Genomic DNA, 14,485 nt, shown 5'->3' with positions numbered 1-14,485 from the left:
GCTGGCCCGGCTAGTTCGCTTCGGCCTCGGCGCCGTACAGCGACGCCAGACATTCGGTCAGCGGCGCAATGCCCTTGGCTAGTTCGTCGACCGCGGCAGCGTCCACACGCGGCAGCGGCGGTATCTCGGCCAGCACCCGCACGCCGCCAAAGCGTTCGATGGCTTCCTTGTTGCCCGCGGAGGGCGGTCCGCTCATGACCACGCCAAGCACCGGAATGCCGCGCCGCTGCAGCGCCGCGAGGCTGAGCAAGGTGTGGTTGATGGTGCCCAGTCCGCTGCGCGCCGCCAACACCACCGGCATGCCCAAGCGCGCGATCAGGTCGATCATCATGTGCGTATCGTCGATCGGCACGTACAGGCCGCCCGCGCCTTCCACGATCAGCGGCGCGCGTGTCGGGGGCGGCACGATGCTGGTGGCATCGACCACGGTCTCTTCCAGCGTGGCTGCCGCCCATGGCGATAGCGGCGCCTGGAGGACGTAGGCAGGTAAATGCAGGCGGTGGGGCGGCAACTGCGCCAGCTGGGCCACGGTGTCGGTATCGCCCGGATCCTCGGCGACACCCGTCTGCACGGGTTTCCAGTAGTCGGCGTTCCAGGCGCGGGTGAGGATGGCCGACACCAGCGTCTTGCCGATACCAGTATCGGTGCCGGTTACAAAAACCCCGACGGGGCGCCGCGTCGATGTCTTCTGCATACCGCAAGCCAGGTGAATGGACACCACGGCCCCATGTTGGTCGAGCGCGGCCGGACAGCGCCGGAACCTGCGGACGTGCCGCGGGCGAAGGGGAGGCGGCTGCGGCAGCGCAATGGACAACCGCAGCGGCCAGAGCACCGTTTTATCAGTTGCCCCGTCCGCGCGCCACCCGTCACATAGATCAGTGCCGGAGGATGGGCGGGCGGCATGATGGGGAGGCGGCGAGGCGAGGCGAGGCGGGGAGGCGAGGCGGGGAGGCGAGGCGGGGAGGCGAGGCGGGGAGGCGGCGCGGCGGCGGGGCAGTGGCAAATCGTCTTTGGCGTCTTGATTCAGATCAAGGCGGTCGGGGACAGGCCTGACTACCATCGGCAACATGCGTGCCAAATCGATTTTCGCCGTCCCGGCCAGCCTGCCCGATGCCGACCGCCAGCAACGCCGCCATGCGCTGGTGCGTCTGTCGCTGGCCTGGCTGGCAATGATGCAGGTCATGATGTTCGCCTGGCCCGGCTATCTGCGCCATGAATCCATGCCCGCCGACGCGCTGGAAACCCTGGACTGGGCCATCGTCCTCATGAACTGGGCCAGCTTCGCGCTGACCGTGCCCGTCGTCCTGTATTCGGCATGGCCTATCTGGCGCCACGCGGGCGCCAATCTGCGGCAGGGCCGCGCCGGCATGGATGTGCCGGTGGCGCTCGGCATCATCGCCGCCTTCATCCCCAGCGTCCACGCCACGTATACGGGGCGGGGCGAAGTCTACTTCGACTCGGTCACGATGTTCGTCGCGTTCCTGCTGACCGCGCGCTATCTGGAACTGTGCGCCCGCCAATCCTTCGGCGGCGCGGGTTCCGCCGGCCGCCGCCACGCCCGCGTCGAAGACCAGCGCCTGTTGCTCGGCACGCGCGCCGACCGCGTGGCGTCGCGTTTCGTCATGGTGCAGGTCGCGCTGGCATTGGCCGCCGCGGCGGGCTGGGCCTACATCGATCCCGCCCACAGCATTCCCGTCATGGTGGCGCTGCTGGTCATGAGCTGTCCCTGTGCCATGTCCATGGCCGTTCCCACCGCCATGGCTTCCGCGCACAGCGCGCTGGCGGCGCATCCCGACATGCCCGAGGCCGCGCTTGACGCGCTGCTTGCCGAAGCCCGGCGCAAGGCGCGGCAGAATCTTTACGGCTCGCTCGTCTGGCATCTGCTGATGACGCCGCTGGCCCTGGTGGGCTGGGTCACGCCCTGGCTTGCCGCCATCACCATGCTGGTGTCGTCGCTGGCCGTGGCCTACAACTCCTGGCGCCTGTGCCGCCGCGACTGGTCGGGCCGTCTGGCCGCTGGCGCCGCACTGGGAGCCGCGCCATGACCATCCTCTACCTGCTACTGCCGCTGTCGCTGCTTTTCGTGCTGGCGATCGGCGTGTCGCTGTGGTGGGCCGTCTTCAACGGTCAGTACGACGACACCGACAGCGCCGGCACGGCCATCCTGCGCGACGACGACAGCGGCGCCGCCGGCCGCCGCTGATCGCCGCGGCGAAAATTACCGCCGCCGATGCGCCTCTGCGGACCCCGCCGCAGCGCATCGGCCAGGTCTTTTCACGGCCCGATACCCCTAATAGCGTTGCGGTTATGCAGCGATGTCCAAGGCGTCGCAACCCGGTTGATCCAAATCAACGCCTCCTTGAGTGACTAGTCCCATCATCGAAGCCTGGAAGTTCTTGTTACTTTAGGGGATGGGTGATGAACGATTGCCCCGCAATCGCAAGCAAGTCCGATACCTTCAACTACAAGGTCGTGCGGCAGTTCGCCATCATGACCGTGGTCTGGGGCATTGTCGGCATGGCTGTCGGTGTTTTTCTGGCCGCTCAGCTAATTTGGCCTCAATTGAATTTCGACACCGCATGGCTCAGCTACGGCCGCCTGCGCCCGCTGCACACCAACGCCGTGATCTTCGCCTTCGGCGGCAGCGCACTTTTCGCGACGTCCTATTACGTCGTCCAGCGCACCTGTCAGGCGCGCCTCTTCTGCGACAAGCTCGCCGCCTTCACGTTCTGGGGCTGGCAGGTCGTCATCGTCGCAGCCGCCATCACCTTGCCCATGGGTTTTACCAGCAGCAAGGAATACGCCGAACTCGAATGGCCCATCGACATCCTGATTACGCTGGTCTGGGTCGCCTACGCCATCGTGTTCTTCGGCACCATCATCAAGCGCCGGTCCAAGCACATCTATGTGGCCAACTGGTTCTTCGGCTCGTACATCCTCACCATCGCCATCCTGCACATTTTCAACAACATTGAAATGCCGGTGTCGATGTGGAAGTCCTACTCCGCCTACGCGGGCGTGCAGGACGCCATGGTGCAGTGGTGGTACGGCCACAACGCGGTGGGCTTCTTCCTGACCACCAGCTTCCTGGGCATGATGTATTACTTCGTGCCCAAGCAGGCCGGCCGTCCCATCTACTCTTACCGCCTGTCCATCGTCCACTTCTGGGCGCTGGCCTTCACGTACATGTGGGCGGGCCCGCACCATCTGCTGTATACCTCGCTGCCCGACTGGACCCAGTCGCTGGGCATGACCTTCTCGCTGATCCTGCTGGCGCCTTCCTGGGGCGGCATGATCAACGGCATCATGACCCTGCAGGGCGCCTGGTACAAGCTGCGCACCGACCCGATCCTGAAGTTCATGGTCACCGCGCTGTCGTTCTACGGCATGTCCACGTTCGAAGGCTCGATGATGTCGATCCGCACCGTGAACGCGCTGTCGCACTACACGGACTGGACCATCGGCCACGTGCACTCCGGCGCGCTGGGCTGGGTCGCCATGATTTCGTTCGGCTCGCTCTACTACCTGATCCCGCGCCTCTATGGCCGCGAAAAGATGTACAGCGTCAAGGCCATCGAACTGCACTTCTGGATCGCGACCATCGGCGTGGTGCTGTACATCGCCGCCATGTGGATCGCCGGCGTGCAGCAGGGCCTGATGTGGCGCGACACGGCGCCGGACGGCACCCTGGTCTACAGCTTCGTCGAAGAACTGAAGACGCGCGTTCCGTACTACCTGATCCGTTTGCTGGGTGGAACCCTGTTCTTGTGCGGTGTGTTCGTCATGGCCTGGAACGTATGGAAGACGGTGAGCGGCGCGACCGCGGTCAATCCCGCCATTCCGCAAGACGATCCCCATGCCGCCCGTCCGTCGGTCCCCGCGACCGCCGTGCCGGCCACTGTTTGACGAGGACATCATGGCCAACAAGAATCACGGCTTCTTTTCTCATCAGACCCTCGAGAAGAACATCGGCTGGATGATCATCGCCAGCATCCTGGTGGTCTCCTTCGCAGGCCTGGTGCAAATCATCCCGCTGTTCTTCCAGCACAGCACCACCCAGCCCGTGGCGGGCGTCGAACCCTACAGCCCGCTGCGGCTGATGGGCCGCGACGTCTACATCCGCGAAGGCTGCGTGGGCTGCCACTCGCAGCAGGTGCGCGTGCTCGCCGCTGAAGTCCAGCGCTACGGGTCGTACTCGCTGGCGTCCGAATCGGTGTTCGATCACCCGTTCCTGTGGGGCTCCAAGCGCACGGGTCCGGACCTGGCGCGCGTCGGCGAGCGCTACTCCGACGACTGGCACCGCATCCACTTGCGCGATCCGCGCAAGGTCGTGCCCGAATCCAACATGCCCGCCTATCCGTGGCTGGAAAAGACGGTCATCACCGGCCAGAACGTCGACCAGCGCATGCGTGCCCTGCGTGCCCTGGGCGTGCCTTACACCGACGAGGAAATCGCCGCCGCGCCCAAGGCAATCGAAGGCAAGACGGAAGAAGACGCGCTGGTGGCCTATCTGCAAGGCCTGGGTGTCGGCGTGCGCAAGGCGCAGCTTGCCAAGCAGGCCGAAGAGGCCAAGGCGGAAGCGGCCAGAAAGGCTCAGCAACCCGCTGCCCAATCCGCCGTGCAACCCGCCGTCCAACCCGCCGCGCAAGCGGCCACGGGAGGCTGATCATGGTCGGCTACCTGAGCGCAATCGTCACCGCCATCTCGATGGCAACCTTTTTCGGCATCGTCTGGTGGGCCTGCTCGCGCGGCCGCCAGGGCGCCAACCGCGAATCGGCCATGCTGCCGTTCGCACTGCCCGATGAATTCGGGCAGGCACAACAAGATGGAGCGAATCGGTCATGAGCGATTTCGTCAATGGCTTCTGGGGGTATTTCATCTCGATCGTCGCCGTGGGCGGGGTGGTGTGGTGCGTGTGGCTGCTGTACACGCAACGCCGCTGGCTCACCGCCAAGCCGGCCAGCGGCCAGGTCGAGGACACCGGGCACGTCTGGGACGGCGACCTGACCGAACTCAACAACCCGGTCCCCACCTGGTGGACGTGGATGTACCTGCTGGCCTGCGCCTTTGCACTGGGATACCTCTTCCTGATGCCGGGCCTGGGCGAATACAAGGGCAAGCTGGGCTACAGCAGCGCCGACGAAGTGGCGCAGCAGCAGGCCAAGATGGCTGAAGCCGTGCGTCCCATCTATGCGCGCTTCGAGACCATGACGGTGCCGCAGATTGCGCAGGATCCGGGCGCCCGTGAAATCGGCCAGCGTCTCTTCCTGAACACCTGCGCGCAGTGCCACGGCTCCGACGCCAAGGGTGCGCCCAGCTTTCCCAACCTGACGGACGGCGACTGGCTGCACGGCGGTTCGCCCGAAGCCATCATGCAGACCATCAAAGAAGGCCGCCACGGCATCATGCCGCCCTGGAAGGCTTCGATCGATCCCAAGATGGCCGGCGACATCGCGCAATACGTGCGTTCGCTGTCTGGCCTGACCGCCGATCCGGTCCGCGTGTTCCGCGGCAAGCGCGAATTCGCCAACTTCTGCGTCGCCTGTCACGGTGTCGATGGCAAGGGCAACCAGCTTGTCGGCGCGCCGAACCTGACGGACGACGTGTGGCTCTACGGCAGTTCGGAAGCCAGCATCGTCAAGACCATTCTTGATGGCCGCGACAACCGCATGCCGGCGCACGAACACATCCTGAGTCCCGAGCAGATCAAGATCCTGACTGCGTGGGTCTGGGGACTGTCCAACAAGCCCGACGCGTCTACGCAGACCGCTGCCGCGCCGGCCGAGGGCAGCACTGCCAAGCAGTGAACCGGCAGCACGTAAATGGGAGGCCGCGCGGCCTCCCATATCACTAAGCACTTACAAGCACGGAGCAGCAAATGGAAGATGGGTCAACCGCAAGCGTCAGCAGTTCGCCTGGCGGTGACCCGCCGCCCTGGCGGCCGCATACGCGGCCGCCGCGTCCTGGCCAGGAGACCCTGGAGCAGACGTTGGCGGGGGTGCGCAGCAAGATCTATCCGCGATCCGTCAGTGGCATCTTTGCCCGCTGGCGTATCGCGTTCGTCTTTATCACGCAGATCATCTTCTACGGCTTGCCCTGGCTGGAATGGAACGGCCGCCAGGCGGTGCTGTTCGACCTGGGCGCGCGCAAGTTTTACATCTTCGGCCTGGTGCTTTGGCCGCAGGACGTCGTGTACCTTGCCGTGCTGCTGGTCATTTCGGCATTGGCGCTGTTTCTCTTCACCGCGGTGGCCGGGCGCCTGTTCTGCGGCTACGCCTGTCCCCAGACCGTCTACACCGAAATCTTCATGTGGATCGAGCGCAAGGTCGAAGGCGACCGCATCGCGCGCATCCGGCTGGACGAATCCCCCTGGAGCTGGCGCAAGTTCCGCCTGAAGTTCACCAAGCACTTCCTGTGGATCGCGTTGGCCTGGTGGACCGGCTCTACGTTCATCGGCTACTTCGCGCCCATCCGCGAGCTCGGCCACGAACTCTTCGCGCTGCAGCTCGGACCCTGGCAGTGGTTCTGGATGCTGTTCTACGGTTTCGCCACCTGGGGCAACGCCGGCTTCATGCGCGAATCGGTGTGCAAATACATGTGCCCGTACGCCCGCTTCCAGAGCGTGATGGTCGACCCGGACACCTTCGTCGTCACCTACGACAAGCGCCGCGGCGATCCGCGTGGCGGCCGCTCGCGCAAGGTGGACCACAAGGCGAAGGGGCTGGGCGACTGCGTCGATTGCAGTCTCTGCGTGCAGGTCTGCCCGACCGGCATCGATATCCGCGATGGCCTGCAGTACATGTGCATCGGGTGCGGGGCCTGCATCGACGCCTGTGACCAGGTGATGGACAAGATGCAATACGAGCCGGGCCTTATCCGCTACACGTCCGAGCGCGCCATGCTGGATGGTCTGTCCACGAAGAGCGCGCGGTCGCATCTGCTGCGGCCCCGCGTCCTGATCTACGGCACGTTGATCCTGTTGCTGGCGATCGCCTTCGTCGTCTCGCTGGTGGTCCGCAACCCGCTGCGCGTCGATGTGATCCGCGACCGCGGCGTGCTGGGCCGCGAGGTGGCAGGGGGCATGATCGAAAACGTGTATCGCCTGCAGATCATCAACACGTCGGACGCGCCCATGCGGCTGCGCCTGACGGCCGAAGGCATGCCCGACCTGGCGGTGCTGGCGGGCCAACAGGGATCGGACGTGGTCGAGGTCGAACCCGCCGCCAACAAACTGGTGCCGATGGTCATCCGCGCCCCGGCGGGCGCAGCGCCCGGCGCCCATCCCATCACGCTGCGCGCCAAGGGGCAGGATGGCGAGAACCGGCAGGTTGAAACCGACGAGGCTGCCAGTTTCTACGTGCCCGAGTAGGGCAGACACCGCCCTGGTCACCAAAAGGAATCTTCATGAACGCTGCACAAATCACCGTTGACGCCGCCGACGCGGCGCATCCCGCCAAGCCCTGGTACCGCGAGCCCTGGCCGTGGATCCTGATGGCGGGTCCGTTCGCCGCCATGGTCGGCTGCTTCATCACGATCTACTTCGCAATGACCCAATTCGCCAGCCAGCCCATCCAGGAGGGTGTGGTCAAACGCGGTCTGGTCATTGAACAAACGGCGTCCGGCGCGACCGCGAGCCCGGCATCGACGCCCGCCGGCTCTGCAGCCGCCAAACCTTGATCGGGGGAGTTCACGCATGGGATTGCGATCTTTGATGTGGATCCTGTGGCCGTCGTTCATGGCGGCCGCTGCGGGTAGCGCACTGATCTTCGCCCTGATCGACCCGCTGGACGTGGCCATTTTCGGCTATGTCCCAACCGGCAGAATGGGCTTCTATACGGTGTCGTTCTTTGTCTTGTGGGTGATGGCCGGCCTGTCCAGCGCGCTGACGGCGTACCTGATGCCCAAGGTTGAAGAAGACGACGACTTCTAGTTCCAGTGTTCCCAAAAAGAAAACACACCGTTCCGCCAGGTTGAACAAGCGCGGGCCGCGCGACGGGTAAAATCCTCCGGCTATGGTCAAGTTGGGGGCTCGCGTGCAGCCAGTCATTTCAGTACAAGGCTTATCCAAGCAATATGCGTCGGGATTCCAGGCGCTCAAAAATGTCAGTCTGGACATCCAGCGCGGCGAAATCTTCGCGTTGCTCGGGCCGAACGGCGCGGGCAAGACGACGCTGATCAGCATCATCTGCGGCATCGTCAATCCCACCCATGGCACGGTGCTGGCTGACGGCCACGACATCGTGTCCGATTTCCGCGCCGCCCGGTCCAAGATCGGTTTGGTGCCACAGGAAATCTCCACGGACGCCTTCGAAAGCGTCTGGAACACGGTCACCTTCAGCCGCGGCCTGTTCGGCAAGCCGGCGGACCCCGCCTATATCGAAAAGGTCTTGCGCGAATTGTCGCTGTGGGACAAGAAGGACAGCCGCATCATGGCGCTGTCCGGCGGCATGAAGCGGCGCGTCATGATCGCCAAGGCGCTGTCGCACGAACCGGCCATCCTGTTCCTGGACGAACCCACCGCGGGTGTCGACGTCGAATTGCGGCGCGGCATGTGGGAAATGGTGCGACGGCTGCGCGAAAGCGGCGTCACCATCATCCTCACCACGCACTACATCGAAGAAGCCCAGGAAATGGCGGACCGCATCGGCGTGATCCGCAAGGGCGAAATCATCCTGGTCGAGGAAAAGAATGCGCTGATGGCCAAGCTGGGCAAACGCCAGCTTGCGCTGACACTGAAGGCGCCGCTGCCCGGCATCCCGACAGCGCTGGACGCCTACCAGCTTGAGCTTTCGCCCGACGGCTACAAGCTCGTCTATACCTACGACAACGAGCGCGGCGGCGATATTTCGCGTCTGCTGCAGGACCTGAGCCGCCTGCAGATCGAATTTGCAGATTTGAACACCTCGGAAAGCTCGCTCGAGGACATCTTTGTCAGCCTGGTGCACGGTCAATCATGAACTTCTACGCCATCCGCGCCATCTACCTTTTCGAAATGGCCCGCGCCTGGCGCACGCTGATGCAAAGCGTGCTGTCGCCGGTGATTTCAACGTCTCTTTACTTCGTCGTGTTCGGCTCCGCCATCGGTTCGCACATGGTCGAGATTGACGGCGTGAGCTACGGCGCGTTCATCGTGCCCGGCATGATCATGCTGTCGCTGCTGACGCAGAGCGTGGCCAACGCCTCGTTCGGCATCTACATGCCGCGCTTTTCAGGCACGATCTACGAAATCCATTCGGCGCCCATTTCCTACGTGGAAATCCTGGCGGGGTATGTGGGGGCAGCTGCCAGCAAGTCCATCATCCTGGGCCTCATCATGCTGGCCACCGCGCGCCTGTTCGTGACGTTCGACGTGGCCCATCCGTTCTGGATGCTGTCGTTCCTGGTGCTGACCGCCGTCACGTTCAGCCTGTTCGGTTTCATCATCGGGATCTGGGCCGACGGGTTTGAAAAGCTGCAGATCATTCCGTTGATGATCATCACGCCGCTTACCTTTCTGGGCGGCACGTTCTATTCGATCAACATGCTGCCGCCGTTCTGGCAGACCGTCACGCTGTTCAATCCGGTGGTCTACCTGGTCAGCGGTTTCCGCTGGGCGTTCTTTGGCGTGGCGGACGTCAGCATCGGCGTCAGCGTGGGCATGACGCTGGCCTTCCTGGTTGCATGCCTGATCGGCGTGCGGTGGATTTTCAAGACGGGCTACCGCCTGAAGACCTGATACAACAGCAGCGTCAGGCCGCGCAAAATGCGCAAGGCGCCGCATTTCCGTTCAGGACATGCGGCGCCTTGTCTTTACGAGGCGGCCGTCGTGGGCGGCGTGACTGCGTGCCCGTCAGCGCCCGGGCTTACCGCGCCGGCTGCATCTTCATCAGGCGATCACGAAGCTGGGGATCCTGCTGCACGGCCTGGCCGATGCCGTTGAATTCCTCGACCGACAGCCCGTCCGCGCGGACCAGCTTGACCATTTTTTCGTCCGCTTCCTTGACGACCTTCTGCTTGGCGTCGTCGGTCTTGGCGGCTTCGACCTTCGGACGGTATTCGTCAACGACGCCAGAGATCTTCTGCGACGCCGAAGCGAATTTCTGCAATTGCTGATCCGTCGGCTTCTGCACGGCGGGCGCCATGCCCGGCTGAGCTTGCGTCTGCGCCGGAGCCTGGGCGGCCTGTTGAGCCAGGGCAGGGGCACCGGACAGCGCCGTCGTCAGAATGGCGGCGGATAGGAATGCATATTTGGAACGCTGCATCAAAACTCCTTGTTCCGGTTGAAAGTCCGACCATGATGACCAGCCGGACCGCCGTGGGACAAGTTTCGCGATGTGTTTTCCTGTGTCGGCAGACCACGAGATCCCCGACGCGCGGTGCGGGGGCAGCCCCGGGGGACGCCGGCCCCGTGCGCTCGAAACGTTTTGCGCGGTTTCGTAGTCGCTGCTGGCCGCGATGTGTCCTTAGGTTTGTCCTTCGGAAGCGGATCGGGCGCCTTTGCGGGCTTACGCCGCGTACCAGAACACCGCGAAGAAATGGCAGACGGTGCCGGCCAGCACGAACAGATGCCAGATGAAATGGCTGTAGCGCCAGCGGTTGTCGAACACAAAGAAGACCACACCGCCGGTGTAGGCGAGGCCGCCAGCCACCAGCCACCACAGGCCGCCGGTCGGCACCAGTTCAAGCAAGGGTTTGACCGCGATAACGACGATCCAGCCCATCGCCAGATACAGGCCCGTGGATAGCGCGGGCCGGTTGAGCCGCTTGCTGGCCTTCAGGCCCACGCCCAGCAGCGCCAGGCCCCACACCAGTCCGAAGAGGGTCCACCCCCAAGGGCCACGCAGCGCGCCCAGCGCGAACGGGGTGTAGGTGCCCGCGATGAGCAGGTAGATGGCCGAGTGGTCCAGCACATTGAAGATCTGCTTGGCGCGGCAGCGGGGCAGGGCGTGATAGATGGCGGACGCGAGGTACAGCAGGCACATTGACGCGGCAAACACGGCGGCGCCAGCGATGAAGGCGGCATCGCCCTGGCGCACGGCGGCGGCAATCAGGAGCGGCGTGCCGGCCAGCGCGCCCACGGCGCCCAGGCCGTGGCTGATGCTGTTGGCGATTTCTTCGCCCAGGGTCTGGGGTCGGTCGTTGGGAAACATGGGGAGCCTGTTGATGACAAGTTTTCCACCTTAGGCTTTTTGGCATGCGCGCTCAAGGCGCGCGTCGAGTAGGCTTGACCGATCGCAACGTCGTTACGCTGTGATACATTCGTCCCGCGAACGAACCGCCCAAAGAGGCGTCGCATGTTCTTCACTCCGGGCTTGCACGTCGGCCGCGCCAGGCGCTGCCGTGATCGACACTCTTAGGGGAAGCACTCAATGAATCCGGCTCCAGGTCTTTCGGTTGGGGCGTCCTTTCCGCCCGTCCACGCGTGCGCATCAGACGACAGGCATCCGCCTTGCGGAGCGGCGTAGCCGCGGCGACCGCCGTCCGGCGCTGCCAACCCCGGCACCCCGGGCGGCGCGGCAAACAGGAACTTCCGAACAGGCCCTAACAATGGCGCGCAGTTTCAGCAGTCTGTTTTTCAAAGCGGCAAAAAAGATCACCCGCCTCCAGCGCACGGCAATGCGCATGGCGGCCCCCAAACCAGCCCGCAAGCGCGCCACGCCGGCGCGCAAGACGGCCGCCGGCTCCACGGCGGGGCGGGCGGTCAAGACGGCGCGGCCGGGCGGGACGGCGGGCGCGGGCAGGGCAGCGGCGCCCGAGGCGGCGTCGCTTGGCGCCGGCCGCTGGGAAGCCTCCCGCCAGTTCACGGACAAGACCGGCCGCCGGCTGGCCTTTGCCCGCTACACCCCCGCTTCCGTAAGTGCCACAGCCGCCGGCATGCCGCTGGTCGTGATGCTGCACGGATGCCGACAGACAGCCGAGGCTTTCGCGCGTGGATCGCGCATGAACCAGTGGGCGGACGCCGGGGATTTCATGGTGCTGTATCCGCAGCAATCCCTGGCGCGTCAGGTGCAGCGCTGCTGGCGCTGGTTTCAGCCGGACGACGATCATGGCGGGGCCGAGGCTGATCTGATCGCGGCCCTGATCCGGTCGGAAGTCGTGCGCCACGGTCTGGACCCCGAACGCGTCTACGTGGCGGGCCTGTCGGCAGGGGCGGGGATGGCGGCCCTGGTCGCCCTGCGTCATCCAAGCCTGATCGCCGCGGTGGCCATGCACTCGGGGCCGGTCGTGGGCGACGCGCATAACGCGGGCAATGGCCTGAGCACGATGCGGCGCGGCAGTATCAAGCCGTTGGCGCCGCTGGTGCAAGCCGTGGCGGACCCCGCCGTTTTCGACCTGGGCATGCCGGCACTGATCCTGCACGGCCAGCTTGATCCGGCCGTGGCGCCGCGCAATGCCAGGCAGTTGTTCGAACAGTTCCGCAACCTGAATGCCGCCGATCCGCACGCGTTGCCGATCGAGCGCGTGCTGGGGTTGGGCACCGAAAAAGCGTACCGCCGGGTGGATGTGCTGCGCGGCCGCAAGACGGTGCTGCGGCTGTGCGAGATCACGCGGCTTGAACATGCCTGGAGTGGCGGGGATCCTGCCATCCGGTATCACGCGCGCAGCGGTCCCGATGCCTCCGCGCTGGTGTGGCGGTTCTTTCAGAGTCAGCGGCGTGCGGGCGCGATTGCCGCTGCGCAATGACGGCCACCGGCATCACAGACTTTGGCCGGTGGCTGGCGGTGAGCGGCAGGCAGCTGGGCGGCTGCGGTGCGCCATTGTCCGGGCATCCAGAATGATGTTGTCGCCGCCACCGGCGTCCGGGCGACTCCGTGGCGGCGTAACATCGCTGCAATCTCAAAGCGCCTGGCGCCCGTTGACACCCTTCGCCAACCCCATTTTTACGGAAATCGTCGATATGCCCCTGTCCATGTACCAGGCGTCCGTGCCTGTCTTCATCCGCGGCCTGAACGTGCTGGCCGCGCTGCTGGAAAAGGCTGCCGCGCATGCGCAAGCCACCGGCATCGACCCTGCGGAACTCGTTAACGCGCGCCTCGCGCCCGACATGTATCCGCTGTCGGGCCAAGTGCAACGTGCCAGCGATGCGTCCAAGTTCGCGGCACAGCGGCTGTCGCAAGGCGACGCCCCGAAATTCGCCGACACCGAGACCACGCTTGCGCAATTGCAGCAGCGCGTCGCGGACACGATCGCGTATCTGGAAAGCGTCAAGCCCGAGCAGGTCGACGGCGCCGAAGGCCGCCGCATCACGCTTAGCTTTGGCAACTTCAAGCCTGAATTCCAGGGCGACGAGTATCTGCTGACGTTCGCGCTGCCCAACTTCTACTTCCACGTGACCACCGCCTACGGCATCCTGCGCCAGGCCGGCGTGCCGATCGGCAAGCTGGATTTTCTGGGACCGTACCCGCAACTGGCCCCCTGATGAAACCAGGCGACGCGGTGTCGCCCGCGTCGCGCCACAGCCTCATTTTTTTGACGGGTCCCCGCAGCCATCCATCGGCCCCATCTTCGCCATGTTCTGCTGGATCTCTTCGGGCGTGAGGTCCTGCATGTGCGTGGCGATGGACCAGCGGTGGCCGAATGGGTCCACCACCTGCCCGTAGCGGTCGCCCCAGAACATGTCGGCAGCGGGCATCGTGACTTGCGCGCCCGCCGCGACCGCCTGCTGGATCGCGGCGTCTGCGTCGGTCACATACAAATGCAGCACCGCGGGCGTGCCCTTGAGCGCCTTCGGTCCCAGGCTGCCCCATTCCGGAAAATCATCCATCAGCATCAGGACCGAATCGCCGATCCGGATGGCCGCGTGCATGATCTTGCCGTTGGGTCCGGGCAGCCGCATCAGCTCCTCGGCATTGAAGGCTTTCTTGTAGAAGGCGAGGGCGTCGGAGGCGCCCTCGCAAATGATATGCGGCGTCAGCGTGTGCATGCCGTCGGGAATGGGCTTGGCTGCTTTGGTGGCCATGATGTGTCTCCAGGTTTATTGAACGGCTGCGGGTTGAATGGTTGCGCTCGGGGCGTGGCCGCGCGCGCTAGTTGCCGACCAGCGTGGCAAAGCCGCCCCAGCACATGCGCTTGACGTCGAACACGCCCTCGCAGCACATTTCCGCCAGGCGCGGATCGGACATCACCTTGGCGTTGATGCTGTTGCGCGCTTCCTTGCTGGGGTACAGGATCCACGCAAAGACCACGACTTCGCCTTCGCGCGCGCCGGCTGCCGCGCTGAACGACGCGAAGCCTTCTCCGTCGATGTCATCAGCCACGCCTTCGCGGTAGTCCAGCGCGCCGTGCTCGCGCCAGATGCCCTCGGCGTGCGTGGCCATTTTCTTGTACGTCTCCAGGTTGGCCTTGGGTACGCACAGCAGGAAACCGTCTATGTACTTGTCCATCGATCACTCCTCACGTCCGTGTTGTTCTGGTTTGGGCCGGCACGTCCGCAATCCGTTCCGGCCGCCGTCCGGATTCCTGGATCGGCAGGAACCACTTTATCGGGATCCGCGCGGCTTTCAGA

Annotated in this window: 17 protein-coding genes and 1 pseudogene; 13 read left to right on the top strand and 5 right to left on the bottom strand. The window is 64.8% G+C overall.

Annotation, left to right across the window (positions count from 1 at the left end; translation table 11 throughout):
• Positions 1-10 precede the first annotated feature (10 nt).
• Positions 11-787, bottom strand: a pseudogene (gene bioD / locus AB3147_RS18385) (dethiobiotin synthase); the annotation flags it as partial.
• A gap of 280 nt (positions 788-1,067) precedes the next feature.
• Between bioD and AB3147_RS18380 the strand changes: the two are divergent.
• The 11 genes from AB3147_RS18380 (at position 1,068) to AB3147_RS18330 (ending at position 9,715) form a co-directional block, all read left to right on the top strand.
• Positions 1,068-2,045 (top strand): P-type ATPase, encoded by a 978-nt coding sequence (locus tag AB3147_RS18380; protein WP_175138111.1) that lies wholly within the window; start codon positions 1,068-1,070, stop codon positions 2,043-2,045.
• Positions 2,042-2,203, top strand: coding sequence for a cbb3-type cytochrome oxidase assembly protein CcoS (gene ccoS / locus AB3147_RS18375; RefSeq protein WP_105239608.1), 162 nt, complete (start codon positions 2,042-2,044; stop codon positions 2,201-2,203). Before AB3147_RS18380 ends, ccoS begins: the two co-directional genes overlap by 4 nt.
• 215 nt (positions 2,204-2,418) lie before the next feature.
• Positions 2,419-3,906, top strand: a complete 1,488-nt coding sequence (gene ccoN, locus AB3147_RS18370) for a cytochrome-c oxidase, cbb3-type subunit I (RefSeq protein WP_175123610.1) — start codon at positions 2,419-2,421, stop codon at positions 3,904-3,906.
• Between the two features lie 10 nt (positions 3,907-3,916).
• Positions 3,917-4,666, top strand: coding sequence for a cytochrome-c oxidase, cbb3-type subunit II (gene ccoO, locus AB3147_RS18365; protein WP_367352647.1), 750 nt, complete (start codon positions 3,917-3,919; stop codon positions 4,664-4,666).
• Between the two features lie 2 nt (positions 4,667-4,668).
• Complete coding sequence (locus tag AB3147_RS18360) at positions 4,669-4,845, top strand: cbb3-type cytochrome oxidase subunit 3 (protein WP_056563017.1); 177 nt, start codon at positions 4,669-4,671, stop codon at positions 4,843-4,845.
• A complete protein-coding gene (ccoP, locus tag AB3147_RS18355; protein WP_175138112.1) occupies positions 4,842-5,807 on the top strand; it encodes a cytochrome-c oxidase, cbb3-type subunit III in 966 nt (321 codons plus the stop codon). Before AB3147_RS18360 ends, ccoP begins: the two co-directional genes overlap by 4 nt.
• Positions 5,808-5,878: 71 nt before the next feature.
• A complete protein-coding gene (ccoG, locus tag AB3147_RS18350; RefSeq protein ID WP_175123607.1) occupies positions 5,879-7,369 on the top strand; it encodes a cytochrome c oxidase accessory protein CcoG in 1,491 nt (496 codons plus the stop codon).
• A 35-nt stretch (positions 7,370-7,404) separates the two neighbouring features.
• The gene (locus tag AB3147_RS18345) at positions 7,405-7,677 is read left to right on the top strand and encodes a nitrogen fixation protein FixH (protein WP_367352646.1); all 273 of its coding nucleotides are present in this window, start codon (positions 7,405-7,407) and stop codon (positions 7,675-7,677) included.
• A gap of 16 nt (positions 7,678-7,693) precedes the next feature.
• Positions 7,694-7,930: a hypothetical protein gene (locus AB3147_RS18340; RefSeq protein WP_175138114.1), complete on the top strand. Its 237-nt coding sequence runs from the start codon at positions 7,694-7,696 to the stop codon at positions 7,928-7,930.
• A gap of 103 nt (positions 7,931-8,033) precedes the next feature.
• Positions 8,034-8,957: an ABC transporter ATP-binding protein gene (locus AB3147_RS18335; RefSeq protein ID WP_175123604.1), complete on the top strand. Its 924-nt coding sequence runs from the start codon at positions 8,034-8,036 to the stop codon at positions 8,955-8,957.
• A complete protein-coding gene (locus AB3147_RS18330) occupies positions 8,954-9,715 on the top strand; it encodes an ABC transporter permease (protein ID WP_191575731.1) in 762 nt (253 codons plus the stop codon). Before AB3147_RS18335 ends, AB3147_RS18330 begins: the two co-directional genes overlap by 4 nt.
• A gap of 127 nt (positions 9,716-9,842) precedes the next feature.
• Here the strand turns inward: AB3147_RS18330 and AB3147_RS18325 are convergent, their stop codons facing one another.
• Positions 9,843-10,241 (bottom strand): DUF4168 domain-containing protein, encoded by a 399-nt coding sequence (locus AB3147_RS18325; RefSeq protein ID WP_175123602.1) that lies wholly within the window; start codon positions 10,239-10,241, stop codon positions 9,843-9,845.
• Between the two features lie 243 nt (positions 10,242-10,484).
• Positions 10,485-11,129: a PAQR family membrane homeostasis protein TrhA gene (gene trhA / locus AB3147_RS18320; RefSeq protein ID WP_175138118.1), complete on the bottom strand. Its 645-nt coding sequence runs from the start codon at positions 11,127-11,129 to the stop codon at positions 10,485-10,487.
• Positions 11,130-11,601: 472 nt separating this feature from the next.
• Between trhA and AB3147_RS18315 the strand changes: the two genes are divergently transcribed.
• Both AB3147_RS18315 and AB3147_RS18310 read left to right on the top strand, forming a co-directional pair.
• Positions 11,602-12,663 (top strand): extracellular catalytic domain type 1 short-chain-length polyhydroxyalkanoate depolymerase, encoded by a 1,062-nt coding sequence (locus tag AB3147_RS18315; protein WP_367352645.1) that lies wholly within the window; start codon positions 11,602-11,604, stop codon positions 12,661-12,663.
• Positions 12,664-12,877: 214 nt separating this feature from the next.
• Complete coding sequence (locus AB3147_RS18310; protein ID WP_175123599.1) at positions 12,878-13,399, top strand: DUF1993 domain-containing protein; 522 nt, start codon at positions 12,878-12,880, stop codon at positions 13,397-13,399.
• Between the two features lie 42 nt (positions 13,400-13,441).
• Here AB3147_RS18310 and AB3147_RS18305 read toward each other — a convergent pair whose 3' ends face one another.
• Positions 13,442-13,939 carry a VOC family protein gene (locus AB3147_RS18305; RefSeq protein ID WP_175123598.1) on the bottom strand — a complete coding sequence of 166 codons (498 nt, stop codon included), beginning with the start codon at positions 13,937-13,939 and terminating at the stop codon, positions 13,442-13,444.
• Between the two features lie 67 nt (positions 13,940-14,006).
• Entirely contained in the window at positions 14,007-14,363 is a 357-nt protein-coding gene (locus AB3147_RS18300; protein ID WP_175123597.1) for a DUF1428 domain-containing protein, read from the bottom strand.
• Positions 14,364-14,485 lie beyond the last annotated feature (122 nt).

The sequence above is a fragment of the Achromobacter animicus genome, from assembly GCF_040775605.1.
In the GTDB taxonomy this organism is placed as follows: Bacteria; Pseudomonadota; Gammaproteobacteria; order Burkholderiales; family Burkholderiaceae_B; genus Achromobacter; species Achromobacter animicus.
Note: the sequence above shows the minus strand (reverse complement) of the source record. Positions and strands in the feature narration are given on the sequence as shown.